15 protein-coding genes and 1 tRNA gene are annotated in these 18,954 nt (G+C 40.5%); 1 reads left to right on the top strand and 15 read right to left on the bottom strand.

Going from position 1 to position 18,954, the window contains the following annotated elements:
- Positions 1–421: 421 nt before the first annotated feature.
- From ACJJVX_RS09140 to rppH, 11 genes are all read right to left on the bottom strand, one after another.
- Positions 422–1,426, bottom strand: a complete 1,005-nt coding sequence (locus tag ACJJVX_RS09140) for a transposase (protein WP_405631158.1) — start codon at positions 1,424–1,426, stop codon at positions 422–424.
- A 531-nt stretch (positions 1,427–1,957) separates the two neighbouring features.
- A tRNA-Arg gene (locus ACJJVX_RS09135) sits at positions 1,958–2,032 on the bottom strand.
- Between the two features lie 106 nt (positions 2,033–2,138).
- A complete protein-coding gene (locus ACJJVX_RS09130) occupies positions 2,139–2,792 on the bottom strand; it encodes a FlgO family outer membrane protein (RefSeq protein WP_405631156.1) in 654 nt (217 codons plus the stop codon).
- A gap of 7 nt (positions 2,793–2,799) precedes the next feature.
- A complete protein-coding gene (locus tag ACJJVX_RS09125; RefSeq protein WP_064435327.1) occupies positions 2,800–3,477 on the bottom strand; it encodes a FlgO family outer membrane protein in 678 nt (225 codons plus the stop codon).
- Between the two features lie 13 nt (positions 3,478–3,490).
- Positions 3,491–4,084, bottom strand: a complete 594-nt coding sequence (locus tag ACJJVX_RS09120; protein ID WP_054203387.1) for a FlgO family outer membrane protein — start codon at positions 4,082–4,084, stop codon at positions 3,491–3,493.
- 74 nt (positions 4,085–4,158) lie between these two features.
- Positions 4,159–4,746, bottom strand: a complete 588-nt coding sequence (locus ACJJVX_RS09115; RefSeq protein ID WP_405631153.1) for an SPOR domain-containing protein — start codon at positions 4,744–4,746, stop codon at positions 4,159–4,161.
- Positions 4,747–5,417: 671 nt separating this feature from the next.
- On the bottom strand, positions 5,418–6,269 hold the full coding sequence (locus ACJJVX_RS09110; RefSeq protein WP_054203389.1) for a thymidylate synthase: 852 nt from the start codon (positions 6,267–6,269) through the stop codon (positions 5,418–5,420).
- Between the two features lie 318 nt (positions 6,270–6,587).
- Complete coding sequence (gene lgt / locus ACJJVX_RS09105) at positions 6,588–7,391, bottom strand: prolipoprotein diacylglyceryl transferase (RefSeq protein WP_054203390.1); 804 nt, start codon at positions 7,389–7,391, stop codon at positions 6,588–6,590.
- 12 nt (positions 7,392–7,403) lie between these two features.
- Complete coding sequence (locus tag ACJJVX_RS09100; RefSeq protein WP_170172993.1) at positions 7,404–8,213, bottom strand: sulfite exporter TauE/SafE family protein; 810 nt, start codon at positions 8,211–8,213, stop codon at positions 7,404–7,406.
- 83 nt (positions 8,214–8,296) lie between these two features.
- The gene (gene ptsP / locus ACJJVX_RS09095) at positions 8,297–10,567 is read right to left on the bottom strand and encodes a phosphoenolpyruvate--protein phosphotransferase (RefSeq protein WP_054203392.1); all 2,271 of its coding nucleotides are present in this window, start codon (positions 10,565–10,567) and stop codon (positions 8,297–8,299) included.
- A gap of 20 nt (positions 10,568–10,587) precedes the next feature.
- The gene (rppH, locus tag ACJJVX_RS09090) at positions 10,588–11,106 is read right to left on the bottom strand and encodes an RNA pyrophosphohydrolase (protein WP_054203393.1); all 519 of its coding nucleotides are present in this window, start codon (positions 11,104–11,106) and stop codon (positions 10,588–10,590) included.
- 752 nt (positions 11,107–11,858) lie between these two features.
- Between rppH and mutH the strand changes: the two genes are divergently transcribed.
- Positions 11,859–12,530, top strand: coding sequence for a DNA mismatch repair endonuclease MutH (gene mutH / locus ACJJVX_RS09085; RefSeq protein ID WP_064435325.1), 672 nt, complete (start codon positions 11,859–11,861; stop codon positions 12,528–12,530).
- A gap of 223 nt (positions 12,531–12,753) precedes the next feature.
- Here the strand turns inward: mutH and eno are convergent, their stop codons facing one another.
- The 4 genes from eno to relA form a co-directional block, all read right to left on the bottom strand.
- Positions 12,754–14,052: a phosphopyruvate hydratase gene (gene eno / locus ACJJVX_RS09080; protein WP_054453824.1), complete on the bottom strand. Its 1,299-nt coding sequence runs from the start codon at positions 14,050–14,052 to the stop codon at positions 12,754–12,756.
- Positions 14,053–14,163: 111 nt separating this feature from the next.
- The gene (locus ACJJVX_RS09075) at positions 14,164–15,798 is read right to left on the bottom strand and encodes a CTP synthase (RefSeq protein ID WP_054203396.1); all 1,635 of its coding nucleotides are present in this window, start codon (positions 15,796–15,798) and stop codon (positions 14,164–14,166) included.
- A gap of 161 nt (positions 15,799–15,959) precedes the next feature.
- Positions 15,960–16,772, bottom strand: a complete 813-nt coding sequence (gene mazG / locus ACJJVX_RS09070; protein ID WP_064435324.1) for a nucleoside triphosphate pyrophosphohydrolase — start codon at positions 16,770–16,772, stop codon at positions 15,960–15,962.
- Positions 16,773–16,792: 20 nt separating this feature from the next.
- Positions 16,793–18,949: a GTP diphosphokinase gene (relA, locus tag ACJJVX_RS09065; RefSeq protein WP_054203398.1), complete on the bottom strand. Its 2,157-nt coding sequence runs from the start codon at positions 18,947–18,949 to the stop codon at positions 16,793–16,795.
- Positions 18,950–18,954 lie beyond the last annotated feature (5 nt).

The following is an 18,954-nucleotide window of genomic DNA, read 5'->3' as shown; positions in this document are numbered from 1 at the left end:
GCCAAACAAGCCTGTAGAATAACTCGTATTTAATATATTTTTATTAATGGTTCAACCATAGCTGAGTTCCTATTTTGGTTCAATAACTTTACGATGGGTGTCAACGTTGTTTATGATTCTTGCTCGGAGTCAGGTTTGATGCGTTTGTTATAAGTTACCCACTCATACCACTTTTTCGTAATATATCTTGCGGTCTAGCTTTCCATGTTGATAGTAGCCAAGAAAGAAGTAGTAAGTAAAAAGGACAAAATTTAGCAGCTCTCCTGTCGAGGGTAACCGAATCATTCTTTTTTCCACACTATTAGTTACAGAACTTAGAATTGAGTTGATTTGAAGGAATTTTGGGTAAATATAGGCAAAGCTAGATCATCACTTTGTTTAATAAGGTGTTTTTTAAACAAACCAATAAAGATGCAACTGTTCAGCCTGCGCCTTTGTACCATTTTACATCGTTGCTGGCGGCTTGCTGCTTTAACCGTTGTTTGCTGCCTGCAAAATTTGAGTACTGCTGCCTGAAACGTTGAATGGATTCAAGCCATTGCGGTTCTTCTATATTCAACGTTAGGAGCACTTTTGGAATGCTTTTGTTGATATGCCCTTTTTTCTTTGGATCTATCTGGCGGCCACTCCAGTCGACTAATTCAATGTAATCCAGTAAGGCAAAGGGGATCGTGCCTTTAATATGATTACCACCAAATGGCTTTAACTGCGCTGGTTGACTTTCATGTTGAACAGTATCTTTTTGTTTGAGGGGGTTATTTGATTTGACCGTGTCTGTGGTAAAGGCTTTGAAATGTGCTATACGCTCTTGAATTGAGGTAAAATCACTGTCTTCAAGCGTATCGGCTATGTTTGCTCTGATAGGATTCAAATCAACGTAGGCCATGCAACTGAGTACTGCGGTTTCACTTAATAATGCCTGTGACTTATAGCGCCCTTCCCAGTACTTGCCCGTGCAGTTATCTTCTTTATTGGCTTCGCGGGCAATGTACTCATTGAGGTTTTTCATATACCAGCTGATGTCATAAAGCCTTGCGCGCCATTTAGCGATGATCTCATTGAAAAAGAGCAAACTCGGCTTATCTAACTGCTCACCATTTAAATGGCGGTCGACTAAAACATGGCCGTTATAAAGTTGATACCAGCGTTCAATTACTTCATCATCTGACCAATCAAGTGCTTGACGTCTATTGACGTTCACAACAAGGTGGTAGTGATTGCTCATAATCGCGTAGGCGGCAATCTCAATAGCGAACACGCTACTTAATAACTTAATTCGCTCTACCAACCACGCCCTACGGTGATCAAAGTTTTTACCTGTGTATTTATCATCACCACACAAGAATGCACGTCTCACGCATCGTGAGATTAAGTGATAATAAGATGTCGATGCTAAATCAATCAGCTTTTTTCTTGCGCGAGTCATAAAATATCAACCTTAGTTGAACTGTATGTAATAACAGTAGTTGATACTATGGTTTTTGCAAAAAAAATTGTGCCTGTCCTGTTTTATTCTGTTTTATTCCGTATAAGGGTAAACCCGAAGGAACAGAAAGTCCTGCACCTGATAAGATAACTACTTTCATAATTTGAATACACTATTGTTCATTCGAATTACCAATCCTCGGTTATTATCCTCATATCCATTAAAAAATACCACAACAGACAATTACGGTATTGGTAAACAATTATGCATCAAAGGCTTATAAATTTCCAATAAGCTAAATAAGACTTCAAGTAGAAAAACTATTAACTTTACATCTATGCAGATGAACTCAACCAGCTACTTTTGCATTTATTAGATGCTTATAAATTAAATCACGATACAAAATTATCGGGGTATTAAGAAGGTATAAATAGCCTCTCTAAAATTATAATAATTCAATTTAGATTGCTATAAATGTACTATAAAAAATAAGCTCCACAACATGAGGCAGGCATAACTCATTGATTTAATTGGTAGCCCCTGCAGGAATCGAACCTGCAACTGCCCCTTAGGAGGGGGCCGTTATATCCATTTAACTAAGAGGCCACATTCTAGCTTTGCGCTGCTGATAGCTGATAGCTGATAGCTGATAAGAAATTATAACGGTTTATCCCATTTACAATCAAGCAGTTAAATTGATTCTTTAATTAAGTTAGTTAACACTTGCTCGTTGCAGGTTTATATCTGCGTTACTTAATACAAAATAAGGTAGAATTTTTTGGCTGCTGGCAACCACGCGCTTGCTGTTTACGTCGATTATGCGGGTGTTTACTTCAACGCCGTTACCACGGTAGATTAATGTTCCTGACAGTACATGGCTGGCAAGGTGTCTGCGGGCTAGCTTTTCAATATCGCGTGAAAAAACAAAATCGCCACGTTTGTTTACTAAAACATGGTCAGTGGTTTTAAAGTCCACCACACCGTAACCAAATTTTTGTAATTGGTGAATAAAGCTCTCTGACAACTGGTTGCCTAATTGGCTGCTGTTGTTTAAATGTGCATCTAAATCTACAAACGACGCGACCCCGATTGAAATATCTTCATCAGTGAGCATGGTATCAACCAAATCAAGGGCTATTTGTTCTACATAGTTCACCAAGGTTTTATGGTGTTTAAGAGGTGTGAATTGCGTTGAGTCTTGGTACGCTTCGCCCTCTTTCTCCTCTGCTTGACTGATCCGTTGATCTAAGTGGTCGTTTTGTGTCGGCTGCGCTTTGGCTGAGCCGTCAAACAGGTTACAGCCTGCAAGTAATAGTGTTGCTACACTTGTGCTAATAAACGCTATACGCTTGATGAGTGTTGTCATTATAACCTCACTTATTCACTTGTTTTAGCATGACACCATCTGTGCGGTAGCTACTATCGAGTGCGTCCACGACTGATTGCGGAATAAATCCTTGGGCTGAGCCTACAACTGCTTTGCTTGTTAAACCAATAATACGCGCATTAATTAATACTCCACCTTGGTGATTTACCATGGTGCCAGCTAATACATAATTAAAGTTTTGATCTTGGCTTAGCTCTAAGTAATCACGGCTAAATACAAAGTCGCCATTGGGAGTAACACGCATATAGTCGGTGGTTTTAAAGTCAATAACTGGCACGCCAAAGTTATGCAGTTCGTGCATAAAGCTTTCGGCAATCTGATTGCCTAGTAATGTGCCGTCGTTGTAATCGTCATCTAAAAATATAAAGCTGGATACTGCCAACGGTGTTTTGGTGTTCACGTATTGTAGGTTTTCAGCCATGTCTTGCATTATACCGCGCACGTAATGATTAATGTTCTTACGTGTTGGTACATTGATATGGCTGTTGTCGTTCATAACGGCTGTGTTTTGATACAAGGCACTGCTATCGCCGGGCGCTGCAACGCCGCGCTCTTGATTAGCTAATTGAGGGGGGCCTTTTTTTGCAGTGGTGTCGTTGTCATTCATTATGTGCGAACAACCAAAACCCAGCGGCAAGCATAAAGTTAATATTAAGCGTTTCATGATGGGCTCCTAATTAGTATTCGCTGCGATAGATAAACCCATCGCGCTGCTGAATTTTTTCATCTCCCCACATTACGTTAATAGGGATCTCGGTACTTGCTGCTGATACAACGGCGCTGTCATGTGTATTGACCATGCGGGCATTAACAATATAGGCATGTTGTTGCCGTGTTAGCGTGCCGGTGATCACAAAGTCAATATTCTGACGTTTACGTAGTTTGGTTATATCGCGACTTAACATACCATCTGCTATGGGCGATAAGTTAAGGTTATTCTCAAGGCGATACTCAATGATGTTGTAGCCTAGTTGCGTAAATTGCGTTAGTAGGCTTTCTTGTATTTGCTGGCTAAGGCCATCCCCCTGCCCTTGCGCAAGCTCTGAATCAAGCCCATCGGCAAAGTAAAAGCTAGTCACCGCAATACGTGCAGAGCTTTTAAAAGGCCCTTTGATATGGCTTAGCTGTGCGCTCAAATCACCAACATATTGATGAACAGTAAACGGCGCCATTGCTGACTTGGGTGCTACTGTACTACGAGCTGGCGGCTTCTCTGGCGTTAAGCTGCAGGCCGTTAAGCTCAGCAATAAAAAACATAATAAAAGGCGCATAATTGCCATCCTCTATAAACATAACAAATACAAAGCAATTATTATGCCTATTTATATAAAGGCTAGACCGTTTCTTATTTACTCTGATAATCAAAGGGTTTATTTGTATAGTTACTAACTAGGCAATCAACTTGATAGTGCTTAAAAGTTTGGCAATCCGCGAGTGCATTTTTATAGTATTTGTAGGCTCCAAACTTAAGCCTATAGACATTCGTATTTTTAACCAGCGCGGTTTCAACATTGGCAATTACACTGCCTTGAAACAAGTTTGGCGCTTTACTTTTTAACGACGCTAAAGTGGTCATTAAGTTAGATTTTTTATTAACCGATGCGATTTGCAGTGAAAATCGCCATTGGATTGGCTTTTGTACAAAAAGCTCTTTTTTTTCTAGCATTAAGGCCGCTGGCCCTATTAAAGCATCCAAGACCTTATTTTTATGTATATATTCAGCGCTATCTGTTGGAATATATAAATAAGATAAATTACTCATTTCAGTAAAAGATGCATAACTGCGACTAAATTTTGGAATTACCTTCGTTGGTGCACTTATTTTTGGTTGAGTGTTATCAGTGTTTTTTTTGGGCTGATAATGACAGCTTGATATTGATAAACCAACCCATAAAAGGCCGATAAAAGAAAAGCAATGAGTTGTATTGTGCATAAAAGTTCCTGTATGTTGAACATACAATTTCCATGACATTCAATTGCATGGTTTTTTGCTAAGCGTTTACTCCTTTTAACAGCTAAAAATTTTAATTACAGGTATTTCAATACCTTTTCACTAATTTACATTAGTGAAATGTTAATAACCATACGTGAGGTGCAAAAACAGCAATTATCACTATCAGATAAAAAAGAACATAATAATAAAGTTGCTATGACGCATCCATTTATCAGCAAAAACAAGCTTAAAACGTAACAATAGAGGGAAGTTGGCATAGTCAGCCAGAAATAGGATTAAGTTAGTAACTCAATTTAGCGCTTAATAATGAATTTTAAACACCGCTGTTACACTACCCAGCTCGTTAACATGAGCAATATTCAATAAAAATAATGACTTGGCAACTTTTTATCACATTAGTTTAAGAATACAAAAGTGCTTTATACTCTCAAACCGACAATAGGCTTATTACTTATAATTTATACCAATCGATTTAAATATTTAACCATTCTAGCGAGTTAAATCAAGCGCTAACTGCGTTATAAATGGTCAGTAACTTAACACGATTGGTATTAGGTTATTTTTAGTTAAGGAAAGGATGCTTATAATGTAACTGATGATTTATAAAAAGTGCCAATGACACTTTTTATAAATAACTACTCGCTTGTCGTTTAAACCGAAAACGGGTATTTAATTGCGTCATGGCATTGGTAGCCATGCACTTCAAAGTCATCACGGGTAACCCATGTTTCTATGTCTTCAAGTGATTTAATATCAGGGTTAATAGTTAATGTGGGTGATTCAAACGGTTCACGTTTAAGCTGCACATCACGCATCAACTCGAGTTGATTTTCATAAATGTGTGCATTAACAATTTTATGATAGGCCTTACCTGCTTTGTGGCCAGTAATTTGTGCAACTAAAGCGAGTAATACAAAACATTGTATTTGATTAAAGTTTAGGCCAAGTGGTACATCGCAGCTACGCTGATACGAGGTTAAATACAAGGTATCACCCAGCAACGAGAATGTATGCGTGTGCATACATGGGCGAAGGCAGCCTAAATCAAACTCACCAGGGTTGAAAAAGGTAACGATCTCACCTCTATCATCAATGCCATTTTTAAGGTTATCAATCACTTTTTTAAGCTGATCCAGTGGCGTACCGTCAGGGCGTTTCCAATCTCGGGCCTGTACGCCATAAACGCGGCCCATGTCGTCATCACCTTTGCGATTTGGATTGTTTAGCCATGCTTGGTTGTCATTGGCATTGGCATCCCATGTCATACACCCAATATCACGAAACTGAGCGGCACTGCTATATCCACGTAAATAACCTAAAAGCTCTGCTATTGCTGCTTTATAGTAGCTTTTACGCGTTGTGATCATTGGAAATTTATTATTCGCAACGTCGTATTCAAGTTCAGCATTAATCACAGTTAAACAGCGTGTACCTGTGCGCTTATTTTCAACCCACACACCTTCGTCAACAATACGCTGACATAACTCTAAATATTGTTTCATTCTTCGCTTCTTTTATTAGGGTCTGTTGACCTTTCAAGGTTGAATTTTCAGCAGCCTGTTTGGTATTTAAGCAAGGCAGCGCCTATGTCGTGTGGTTATTCCCCATAAATAGGTAATAACGCAGCATCAATGCAAACAGGCGCTGCCCTTTGGGTCTGCCTCGGGCCGATTTACTCTTTGTTGCCTACATAGATGTAGGTAAGGGGCGTGGGCAGGACGCACAAGCTTTGCTCGGTTTTAACTTAGCTCACTCGATTCCAAACCTCGCGTCGCGATTAAACCGCCCCGAGCTTGAACAAATTTTAATCCACAAAGACCCTAAGCTTTGCTAGCAACAGTTGGCTGTGGCTTTTTATACGCCCATATTATCAAACCTAGGCCACCGATGACCATTGGCAATGACAATATTTGCCCCATTGAGATAAACCCACCAAATAAACCTAAGTGCGCATCAGGCTCTCTAAAGTATTCAATACCAAAGCGGAATACGCCGTAACCTAATAAAAATAAGCCTCCTACACTGCCCGCAGGGCGCGACTTTTTAGTAAATAGGTAAAGGATAATAAACAGTACTAAGCCTTCAAAAAATGCTTCATAAAGCTGCGATGGATGACGAGCAAGTGGCCCACCTGTTGGAAACACCATAGCCCATGGCACATCGGTTGTTCGTCCCCAGAGTTCGCCATTAATAAAGTTACCTATGCGCCCAGCTAATAAGCCTACAGGAACTAAGGGCGCTACAAAGTCACCCACTTCTAGCAACTGCTTTTTACGGCTCCAAGCAAAAATACAAATCGCGGTGATCACACCTAGTGTACCGCCATGAAAAGACATGCCACCCTGATCTATTCTAAATAAATACAGTGGGTTTTCTAAAAAGTAGCTAAACTGGTAAAACAGTACATACCCGATCCGACCACCAAGAATAACCCCTAACATGCCATAAAAAAGTAGATCGCCGACCTCCTCTTTTGTCCAACCTGAGTTTGGTTTTGCAGCTTGGCGATTTGCCCACCACATTGCAAAAGCAAAACCTATTAAATACATTAAACCGTACCAACGTACGCTTAACGGGCCGACTGTGAAAATGATCGGATCGATTTGTGGAAACTCAAGAGCCATAAAAATTAAACCTTAACTAAAAACCATTTGAAGTGCGATGATGACTAATAATACTGCGAACGCTTTTTTAATCGTTGCAACGGGTAAATAATGTGTCGCTTTTGCACCAATTGGTGCCATAAACCACGACGTAATAACTATACCTAATAATGCGGGTAAATAAACAAAACCTGCAAAACCATGTTCTAAATCGGTTACTTGCCACCCAGCAGACACATACCCAACTGAGCCAAATAGGGCTATGACGATACCACACGCGGCGGCGCAGCCAATTGCTTTTTTAATATCAACGGAAAAATAATTAAGTAACGGAACAATAAGTGCTCCTCCGCCAATCCCTATTAATCCTGATAGTCCGCCCATTATGGCACTTAACGAGCCAATAACAGGACCGCTTGGCATGGGCTTTTCACTCTGTGTTTTACTACGAGTAGATAGCACCATACGTGCTGCTATAAATACCACGCTGGTTGCAAACACTACGCGCAATAGTTGCTCTGGGATATAGCTTGCGGCAAAACCACTGATCAATGCGCCAAGCCCTACACCTGACATAACCCAAGGTGCAATATTCCACGGAACATTATTATTTTTATGATGCGCTAATGCGGAAGATGTCGAAGTAAATAAAATAGAGGCTAAGGATGTCGCGATTGCGATTACTAACACATGATCAACCGATGCCACATTAAATTTAACAAGTAAAAGGCTTAAAACAGGCACAATGATTAACCCGCCACCAATTCCGAGCAACCCAGCTAAAAACCCTACAATACTACCTAATATTGCACAGCTGATAATCAGTATGGCTAAATCCTGCATAGTACACTCTTAAATATAAATTTGTTATATACATATACTAATAGATTATATTGCATGTTCACAGCAAAAAATGACACGGGATATTAACGGTTTTTAGGGGTATAAAATAATTCAGCCAGATTATGCTCAATCATAAAGCTGCGTGTTAGCCTTAGTACCTGTTTAGCTGTTGATTGCGCTAAACATTCAGCAAGTAATATTTCCATATCACTTACCTTTAAACGCCTTAAAACCCACTTCACTTTACTCAATGAGGAGCTATTCATACTTAAACGACGATAACCCATTGCAATCAGTAGGATTGCCCCCTCAGGTTCACCACCTAATTCACCACACAAACTAAATGGGAGTTCGTATTGTTGGCATTCTGTCGCCACTTTTTGTAGCACTCTTAAAACGGCGGGGTGATAAGGATTAAATAGCTCTGCCACACGTGCATTAGAACGATCGACTGCGAGTAAATATTGCGTTAAATCATTACTGCCTACTGAACAAAAATCTACTTTTTTAGACCACTCGGGCAACATAAAAACACTGGAGGGAACTTCTAGCATTAGGCCTATTTCTGGGCGTTCAATAACGTGTTCTGGAAACTGCTCTTCCAGCTCAAAGTAAGCTTGCTCAAGCAATGCAAAAGACTCATCTACCTCTTCAATACCGCTTATCATTGGCAGCATGATCTTTAAATTACCTAAGCCTATATTGGCTTTGATCATCGCTTTGAGTTGATCTAAAAATAGCTCTGGGTGATCGAGCGTTACGCGTATTCCCCGCCAGCCTAAAAATGGGTTTTCTTCTATGATATCAAAGTAATCGAGTACTTTGTCACCGCCTATATCAAGCGTACGCATGACCACTGGCTCAGGGTGATAACTGGCGAGCACTTCTCTATACCAGTTTTCTTGTTCCGTTTGTGATGGAAACTGGCCTTTTTGCATAAACCATGCCTCGGTTCGATATAACCCGACACCATCACATACTTTGGTATTTGCTTTTTCGGTATTAAGATCAAGCCCTGCATTAAGCAATAGACTGATGTGCTCGCCGTCTAAAGTGATCGCGTCACATTCTTGTTCCGCTACAAACTTATCATTTAATAAATTTTCTTGGTGCTTTAATTGGCGATATTCATCTTGCAGCATTTGCGAAGGAGAAATATATAAACGCCCAGCGTAAGCATCTAGAATCATCAACTTGCCGTCAAACTGCAACAGCGGTAAATCTTCAATCCCCCAAATTGCTGGGATCCCCATTGCGCGTGTTAAAATTGACGCATGGCTATTGGCTGCGCCATTAACACTGACAACCCCAGCTAAATGCCCTTTAGGAACTTCAGCAAGCATTGCTGGCGTAAGTGTGTTTGCGATCAACACCGTATTTTTAGGGTAATTTTTTACTGCATGCTCAGTATTAACTAAATGATGTAAAACCCGTAAACCAATATCTTTAACGTCAACTGCTCGCTCTTTTATATAAGGGTCTTGCATGGCATTAAATTGAGCTATTAGTCGTTCTATTACGATTTTTAACGCACTTTTAGCACACCAACCTTCTTGCAGTTGTGCTTCAACATTTTGCCCTAAGCTTTTTGCATCAAGTAACTGCTGGTAAACATCAAATACCGCCAGTGCTTCTTTAGGAATTGAATCACTTAAAGTCATTGATAGCGTATTAAACTCTTTTCGTGTTGCCGCAACCGCTTGGGTAAATAAACGACGTTGCTCTGTGCTGTTATCGTCTTTTTTTACTTCTATCGATTTAAAGTCTAGCTTTGGTAAAGTAACAAATGCATGCCCTATAGCAATCCCAGGTGCGCCTGAGACCCCTTTCAATACCGACGTTTGGTGAGAAAATTCATCTTGTCGCAGTACTTCTTTAATTTCAGCATGCGCTAATTGTGATGCTAGCTGAGCTGATAAAGTTATTAAAAACGATTCTTCATCTTGGCTAAATAACCGCGCACTTTTTTGCTGCACCACGATAACGCCCAACACTTTTTTTTGGTGTACAACAGGCACTGATAAAAATGCGTTATAACCTTCTTCGTTTACTTCTGGGGAGAGCTTAAAGCGAGGATGCGATTTAGCAAATGCAATATTAATAGGCTCTTCACGTTGCGCAACTAGGCCAACTAAACCTTCTGTGAAGCCAATTCTAAACTTACCAACAGCTTTGGGATTGAGCCCACGAGTAGCCATTAGTACAAAGTTATCTTGACTGTAATCAGCAAAATAAATGGAGCAGCACTGGGTATTCATGGCATCTTTCACCATTTCGACAAAACATGCTAATGCACTCTCTAAACTCGCTTGATGCGAGACAGATTCGGCAATAGCTCTGAGTGTAGCCAGCATAATACTGCTCCTTTATATTTTTACCTTTTATGACGCCACGTGTCTTTGGTTTGTTCACGCTTGTTAAATGGCATTGCAAATGGAGCAAACTCTTTCATTACTCGCCTATAAACATCCCGTTTAAAAGACACCACTTGCCTAACTGGGTACCAATAACTCACCCAGCGCCAATCATCAAACTCAGGGTGATGTGTTTTAAGTAAGTCTACATCTTCGTCTTTACAGCGAAGTTTCAGTAAGAACCATTTTTGTTTTTGCCCAATACACACCGGACTTGAGTCGCGGCGTATCAAACGCTTGGGTAATTTATAACGTAACCAATGTTTTGAACTTGCGACAATTTCTACATCTTCCGGACGCAAGCCGACTTCTTCGTGTAATTCACGGAACATGGTCTGCTCTGGCGTTTCACCACTGTCGACACCTCCTTGCGGAAATTGCCAAGAATGTTGACCATAACGTCGAGCCCAAAAGACTTGTCCTTGATTATTGCAAATTACAATTCCGACATTGGCACGAAAACCTTCGGCATCAATCACCTTAGTGCCTCATTTGTAAGTCGATTTTTAATGATTGTTCCACATTAGCTGCAATACGGCAAACACTATTATACCCAAGTCACTTCAAGACGTAGAATTGAGCATTCCATAGGGACTGAGTATCAAGGTGTTACTTTACAATAAGGGTATTCTCTTTTAAAAAATAACAACATAGGGAGTTAGTTTCAGTGAAACGTCTTACGGGTTGGTTTAAAAGCGATTTATACTGCGTTATTGATTTTAACAAGGGAGCAACCATTATTTGCAATCAATGCCTTGTCTAAATCACTTTTAATTCCAACTGAAACTGTATCTTGAGGTGGCTTGGGTGTAGGTACACTATGACTACAATCAACCCGTTACCTCAAACCTCCTATTTTGAGAAAGCGAGGTATACACCTTTTACGCACCTTACCCACAGCTTGTGCATAACTTTAGTTTATACAGCTCATTTAGCAAACAAGTCCACAATGAACGATCTAAAATACAGCCTTTTCCACAGATTCTGTGGATAACATTGTTTATAGTTCTGTATTTATCCCCGCAACTATTCAGAACACAACGTGCCACCTATAGGCAATTAGTATAAAAGCTATAAAATTCAGTATATTAAACTTTAAAACCCGCAATAAAAAACGTTCAAAAACACGCCAAACCACGACAGTACAAAAAACACACAAAACCAAAGATATCCACGGTTAGTCACTTTTGCTATCATGACCGATGAGTTTATACAATAGAATAAAGCGGTTATGCGAGTAATAAAGCCACATTCAATCAATGAATTAATGCGACGTGTTAATAATATTGCTGGTATGACGTTAGGCCAGTTAGCACAACAATATCAATTTAAAACCCCCGAAGACTTATTACGCGAAAAAGGCTGGGCTGGGCAGTTAATTGAGTATGTATTAGGGGCTACTGCGGGCTCAAAACCAGTGCCTGATTTTGAGGATCTTGGAATAGAACTCAAAACATTACCTATTTCATTTAAAGGTAAGCCACTTGAAACCACTTTTGTTTCGGTTACCCCTCTTTTAAATGTCACTGGCATGACGTGGCAACAAAGCAATGTACGTAAAAAACTGGCTCATGTGCTATGGCTACCCATTTTAGGTGAGCGAGAAATAACTCCATTTGATAGAACCATCGGCAGTGGCTTTTTATGGCAACCAAGTGCTATTCAAGACGCGCAACTACAACGCGATTGGGAAGAACAAATGGAGCTCATCGCATTAGGACGCGTTGATGAAATATCGGGGCACTTAGGGGATGCTATGCAAATTCGCCCAAAAGCGGCGAATAGTCGCATTGTTACAGATGCCATCGGGCCAAATGGGCAAATTATAAAAACCCTACCTCGTGGTTTTTACTTGAAAACCAGTTTTACCGGTGAGATTTTAAAACAGCAGTTTCAGCTTTAAAATACCTTTAAATAATGCGCGAGGTAAACTTGCGCCTTCTACGCATGTTTAATAATTTTTCTATTTAAAACTCGGTTAATAATCACGGCTAAAGCGGGTTCCTACGGGTGTCAGAATAATTTATATCGGTGGGGCTTTATGCTGCGAAAATTAAGATTTAACAAAAAAATCCTCACCGAAGCGAGGATTTCCTAAGAGTAAAAACCAGATTCTAATAAAAGAATTACTGACCTTTAACCTCTTTAAGACCGTTGTACGGTGCTTTAGCGCCTAACTGCTCTTCAATACGAAGAAGTTGGTTGTACTTAGCAACACGATCAGAACGGCTTAATGAACCCGTTTTAATTTGGCCTGCAGCAGTACCAACAGCTAGATCTGCAATTGTAGAATCTTCTGTTTCACCAGAGCGGTGTGATATAACAACTGTAAAACCAGCATCTTTAGCCATTTTGATTGCCGCTAACGTTTCAGTTAGTGAACCAATTTGGTTAAATTTGATTAAGATTGAGTTAGCAATACCGTTATCAATACCACGCTTTAAGATTTTCGTGTTTGTAACAAATAAATCGTCGCCCACTAATTGGATTTTATCACCCATTAGTTTAGTTTGATGCGCAAAGCCGTCCCAATCAGATTCATCAAGACCATCTTCAATAGATACGATTGGATATTGCTCTGTAAGGTCTTTTAGGAAGAAGTTAAATTCTTCAGACGTGAATTTTTTACCTTCACCTTTAAGGTCGTAAATGTTTGCTTCTTTGTCATAAAACTCAGATGCAGCACAATCTAGCGCAAGTGTTACGTCTTTACCTAACTCATAACCTGCATTTGCAACTGCAACTTTAATTGCCGCAAGTGCAGCTTCGTTTGAAGCAAGGTTAGGTGCAAAACCACCTTCATCACCCACAGCTGTAGAGTGACCATCAGCTTTAAGTACTTTTGCAAGGCTATGGAATATTTCAGCGCCCATACGTAGTGCTTCGCGGAAGTTAGTAGCGCCAACAGGTTGAACCATGAACTCTTGAATATCTACCGAGTTATCAGCGTGCTCACCACCGTTGATGATATTCATCATTGGTAATGGCATAGAGTACACACCAGGCGTGCCGTTTAGATCAGCAATGTGCTCATAAAGCTCTACTTTTTTAGATTGTGCAGCCGCTTTTGCAGTTGCTAATGACACAGCTAAGATTGCATTGGCACCTAATTTTTCTTTATTTTCAGTGCCATCTAAATCTAGCATTACTTGGTCAACAGTGCTTTGCTCTAATGCGTTTTGCCCTGCTAATGCGCCTGCGATTTCATTATTAATAAAACCAACAGCCTTTAATACGCCTTTACCTAAATAACGTGCTTTATCACCATCACGTAATTCCAATGCTTCGCGTGTACCTGTTGATGCACCTGATGGTGCAGCTGCGCGACCCCATGAACCGTCAGCTAGATGTACATCCGCTTCTACAGTTGGGTTACCACGCGAATCCATAATTTCGCGACCGATCACTTTTACGATATTTGACATCTTGATTCCTCTTTTCCCAAAATGGTGAGCATATTCCGACTTTATTAATTTTCCTTAACGCAGTCGGTTTTAAAACAAAAAAGCCGTGCAACTAGCACGGCTTAATAATTATTACGACGACGCTTTTTGATAGGCGTGTGCTGCGGCCACAAACCCTTCAAATAGCGGATGACCATCGCGAGGTGTTGAAGTAAATTCCGGATGGAATTGAGCTGCAATAAACCACGGGTGATCTTTATTTTCGATGATCTCTACTAATTTCTTATCTTCTGATAAGCCAGTAAAGCTCAAACCTGCTTGCTCAAGTTTTTCAACAAAGTTGTTGTTAACTTCATAACGGTGACGATGACGTTCTACAATTTCATCACTGCCATACACTTCATGTACTTTAGAGCCAGGTGTTAAATGACATTTTTGTGCGCCTAAACGCATAGTGCCACCTAAATCAGATTTTTCGCTACGTGTTTCAACGTTACCTTCTGCATCTAACCACTCAGTGATTAAACCTACAACAGGGCTTGCTGAATTAGCATTAAACTCTGTTGAGTTTGCGTCTTCAAGGCCTGCTACATTACGTGCGTACTCGATAAGCGCAACTTGCATACCTAAACAGATACCAAGGTAAGGTACTTTATTTTCACGGGCATATTTTGCCGCTAAAATTTTACCTTCAACACCACGACTACCAAAGCCACCAGGGACTAAGATTGCATCAAGGTTAGCAAGTAACTCTGTTCCTTTGCTTTCAACATCTTGTGAATCAACGTATTGAATATTTACAGTTAAGCGGTTTTTAAGGCCAGCATGTTTAAGTGCTTCGTTAACTGATTTGTATGCATCAGGGAGTTCAATATATTTACCAACCATGCCAATAGTCACTTCACCTGTTGGGTTAGACTCTTGGTATAACACTTGTTCCCATTCAACTAAATCAGCTTCAGGGCAATCAAGGTGGAAGCGACGACATACAAAGTTATCAAGCTCTTGCGACTTTAATAGCGCAGGAATTTTATAAATGCTGTCTACATCTGGTAATGAAATAACCGCTTTTTCTTCAACGTTAGTGAAAAGAGCAATCTTTGCACGTTCATTGTTTGGTAATTTACGATCTGAACGACAGATAAGAATATCTGGTTGAATACCAATTGAGCGTAACTCTTTAACTGAGTGCTGTGTTGGTTTTGTTTTCACTTCTCCCGCAGGGCCTAAGAATGGCACTAACGTTAAGTGAATAAACAATGCGCGCTCACGGCCAATTTCTGTGCCAAGCTGACGAATTGCTTCTAAAAATGGTTGTGATTCAATATCACCTACGGTTCCACCAATTTCAACGATAGCCACATCATGGCCTACAGCACCGTCATATACACGTTGCTTAATGTCGTTAGTTATATGTGGAATAACCTGAATTGTTGCACCAAGGTACTCGCCACGACGTTCACGACGTAGTACATCTTCATATACACGGCCTTGTGTGAAGTTGTTACGGCTTGTCATTTTGGTACGGATAAAACGCTCATAGTGACCTAAATCAAGGTCAGTTTCAGCACCGTCTTCGGTGACAAATACTTCACCATGTTGAATTGGGCTCATTGTGCCTGGGTCAACGTTGATGTAAGGATCCAGCTTTAAAATGGTTACATTTAAACCACGGGCTTCTAAAATAGCTGCCAACGATGCTGCTGCAATACCTTTACCCAACGAAGAAACAACTCCGCCAGTAACGAAGATAAATTTTGTACTCATGCGAACCCTAGAATATCAGGAATTAAAAGGAATATAATACCCAAACAAGTGATTTTGGAATATGATCAAGACGGGGCGAAATTATAGCAAAGGCACTGCCATCAATCCAGTGAAAGTTAGTATTTCCCTGCACAAAAAACGCACTCGGAGTTTCGTATTATTTACTTCTGCTTTTTTATTGCATCCCACGCGGCGTCCATTTCAACAAGGCTTGCTGTATCAAGCGACTGCCCACGTTGGTGCAAATAAGTTTGCACTTTTTCAAATCGCGCTGAAAATTTATCATTCGCGCTGCGTAACAACTGCTCGGGATCACGCTTGATATGCCGCGCAACATTGACGGTGGCAAAAAGTAAGTCGCCAACTTCTTCAGCACTGTGCGCAGAAAGTGGATCAACCGCTAATGCTTCTTTTACTTCATCCACTTCTTCGATTACCTTATCTAACGCACCATGATAATTTGGCCAATCGAAGCCTAACCCTGAAACACGCTCTTGAATCTTTTTGGCTTTGCTTAAACTCGGTAAATTTGCCGGAATATCTTGCCAAATTGATGCGCTTTGTGGGGTTGTTTTTATGGCGCGCTCTTGGGCTTTAATTACTTGCCACTGCTCACTGAGTTGTTCATCGGTTAATGCTTGTTGCTCAGTAAATACATGAGGGTGACGACGAACCAACTTGTCATTTAATCCAGCCATTACATCACTAAAATCAAACAGACCTTGCTCTTGTGCTAATTGCGCATAAAAAACCACTTGGAAAAGTAAATCGCCGAGTTCACTTTTAAGCTCACCTAAATCACCTTTTTCGATGCAATCAGCCACTTCATAAGCCTCTTCTAAGGTATGTGGCACAATTGATTTAAAGTCTTGCTTTATATCCCACGGACAGCCTGTTTTAGGATCACGTAATTTGGCCATAATAGCTAATAGCTCAGTTAAAGCATTTGTTGAGGTACTAGTTGTTTGGCTCATTTAATTTCCTAGTTGCGATATTAGTGACTGCGCTTGGTTTCATGCACACCTTCGATTTGATCTAACTTTGATAAAAGCCTGTTAGTACTGGACAGATCATGCACTTCCACTTGCATGGTAAAGAGCGCTAGTTGACGCGCATCGACCATTTCCATGTTCATACTCAACACGTTAACTTTTTCATTCGCTAACACAGAGCTAATATCACGAATAAGCCCTGCTCTATCGCTGGCTTCTATCTTAATTGCTAATGCGTAAGAGCCATGAATTTCATCTGACCAACTTACAGCTATGACGCGCTCTGGATGCTGTGTTTTTAAATTGGTGAACGAATCACAGTCATCACGATGAACACCAATGCCACGCCCTTGTGTTATATAACCAATAATTTGATCACCAGGAACTGGGCGGCAACATTTGGCCATATGACTCATTAAGCTGCCGACACCGTCAACCACGATCCCATTTTTGTCACCGCTAACTTTGCTAGGCGTTTTAAACCGAATAACGGGTTCATCATCGGTTCTGTCGGTTATAAAATTAAGTAATTGATTTAAACGCACATCGCCTGCGCCAATCGCGACCATTAAGTCATCTAACTCTTTAAAATTAAAGCGCTTAATTGCCGGTTCAAGATGTTTGTAGTTTAAATCAAGCTTTTGCAATTCATTATCGAGAATTTCTTTACCTGCACTGAGGTTTTTATCGCGATCGAGCTGCTTAAACCAATGGTGTATTTTTGCTCTTGCACGCGATGATTTAATATAACCTAACGATGGGTTTAACCAGTCTCGGCTGGGGTTAGGTTGTTTTTGAGTTAATATTTCAACCTGATCACCGGTGTGTAATTGATGAGTGAATGGCACTATTTTGCCAAATACTTTTGCACCAATACAACGATGCCCCACATTTGAATGAATGTAATATGCAAAATCTAAAGGGGTCGCGCCCAGTGGTAAATCAAAAATATCGCCACGCGGTGTAAATATATACACGCGATCTTCGACCACTTGATTTTTTAGCTCATCCGCTAGGTCACTGCCATCAACGACTTCTTCTTGCCATTGCAATAATTTACGTAACCAGCTAATTTTTTGCTCATAGCCAGAGCCACGCCCAGGCAATGCACCTTCTTTATACATCCAGTGAGCGGCAACTCCTAGCTCAGCATCTTGATGCATGGCATGGGTACGAATTTGAATTTCAACCGTTTTACCTTCAGGGCCAAACACCACGGTATGAATTGACTGGTAACCATTTTGTTTTGGTGTTGCTACATAGTCATCAAATTCTTTATTAAGATGACGCCAATTAGTGTGCACAATACCAAGTGCACCGTAACAATCTTGTAATTCATCAACAACAATTCGCATTGCGCGAATATCAAACAGCTGGTCAAACTCGTAGTTCTTTTGCGCCATTTTTTTGTAGATGCTGTAAATATGTTTTGGCCGACCATATACTTCAGCCTTGATACCCACTTGCTCTAGCTTTGTTTTTACCTGCTCGACCATATCAGCCATATACGCTTCACGGCCAAGGCGCTTATCGTCTAATTGCTTGGCAATGCTCTTGTATAAATCTGGGTGTAGGTAGCGAAATGAAAGATCTTCAAGCTCCCACTTAAGTTGACCTATTCCTAACCTGTTCGCTAGCGGCGCAAAAATATCAGCCGTGGCTTTTGCGGCAATAACACGCTCTTCTTCAGTGGCGTTTTTAACTTCGCGCAAGTAGCACACCTGCTCAGCAAGCTTAATTACAACGGCACGTACGTCTTCAACCATCGCCAATAACATACGCCGTATTTTATCAACTTGTACTGTCCCAGTTCCTTGATGCGCCAAAGTGCTAATGGTCGCCATTTGCGAAACCCCCGTTAGCAGTGAAGCTACATGACTGCCCATTACTTCACTAATGGTGTCTATTTCAATGAGGTTAGCTAAAAAACACGGTGTAATATAGGCCGTTACTAGCGTGTCTGAATCGAGGTTCATCTCCACTAAAATTTCAACCATTTCCATGGCCATATTTTGCTGGTGATGATTTTGAAGCTCTGCACAAAGGGTATTTGCTTTATTTAACTGGTCGCGTTTTTCTTGCGTTAAATTAAGTAAATCAAGTCGTGTATTAAAATCACCCTGTGTATCGTGTTGGTGTGATTGCCGAGTAGCTACCATAATGC

It is taken from the genome of Pseudoalteromonas sp. Ld20 (assembly GCF_045064175.1).
GTDB classification, from domain to species: Bacteria; Pseudomonadota; Gammaproteobacteria; order Enterobacterales; family Alteromonadaceae; genus Pseudoalteromonas; species Pseudoalteromonas neustonica.
This window is presented reverse-complemented; position numbering and strand designations above follow the sequence as displayed.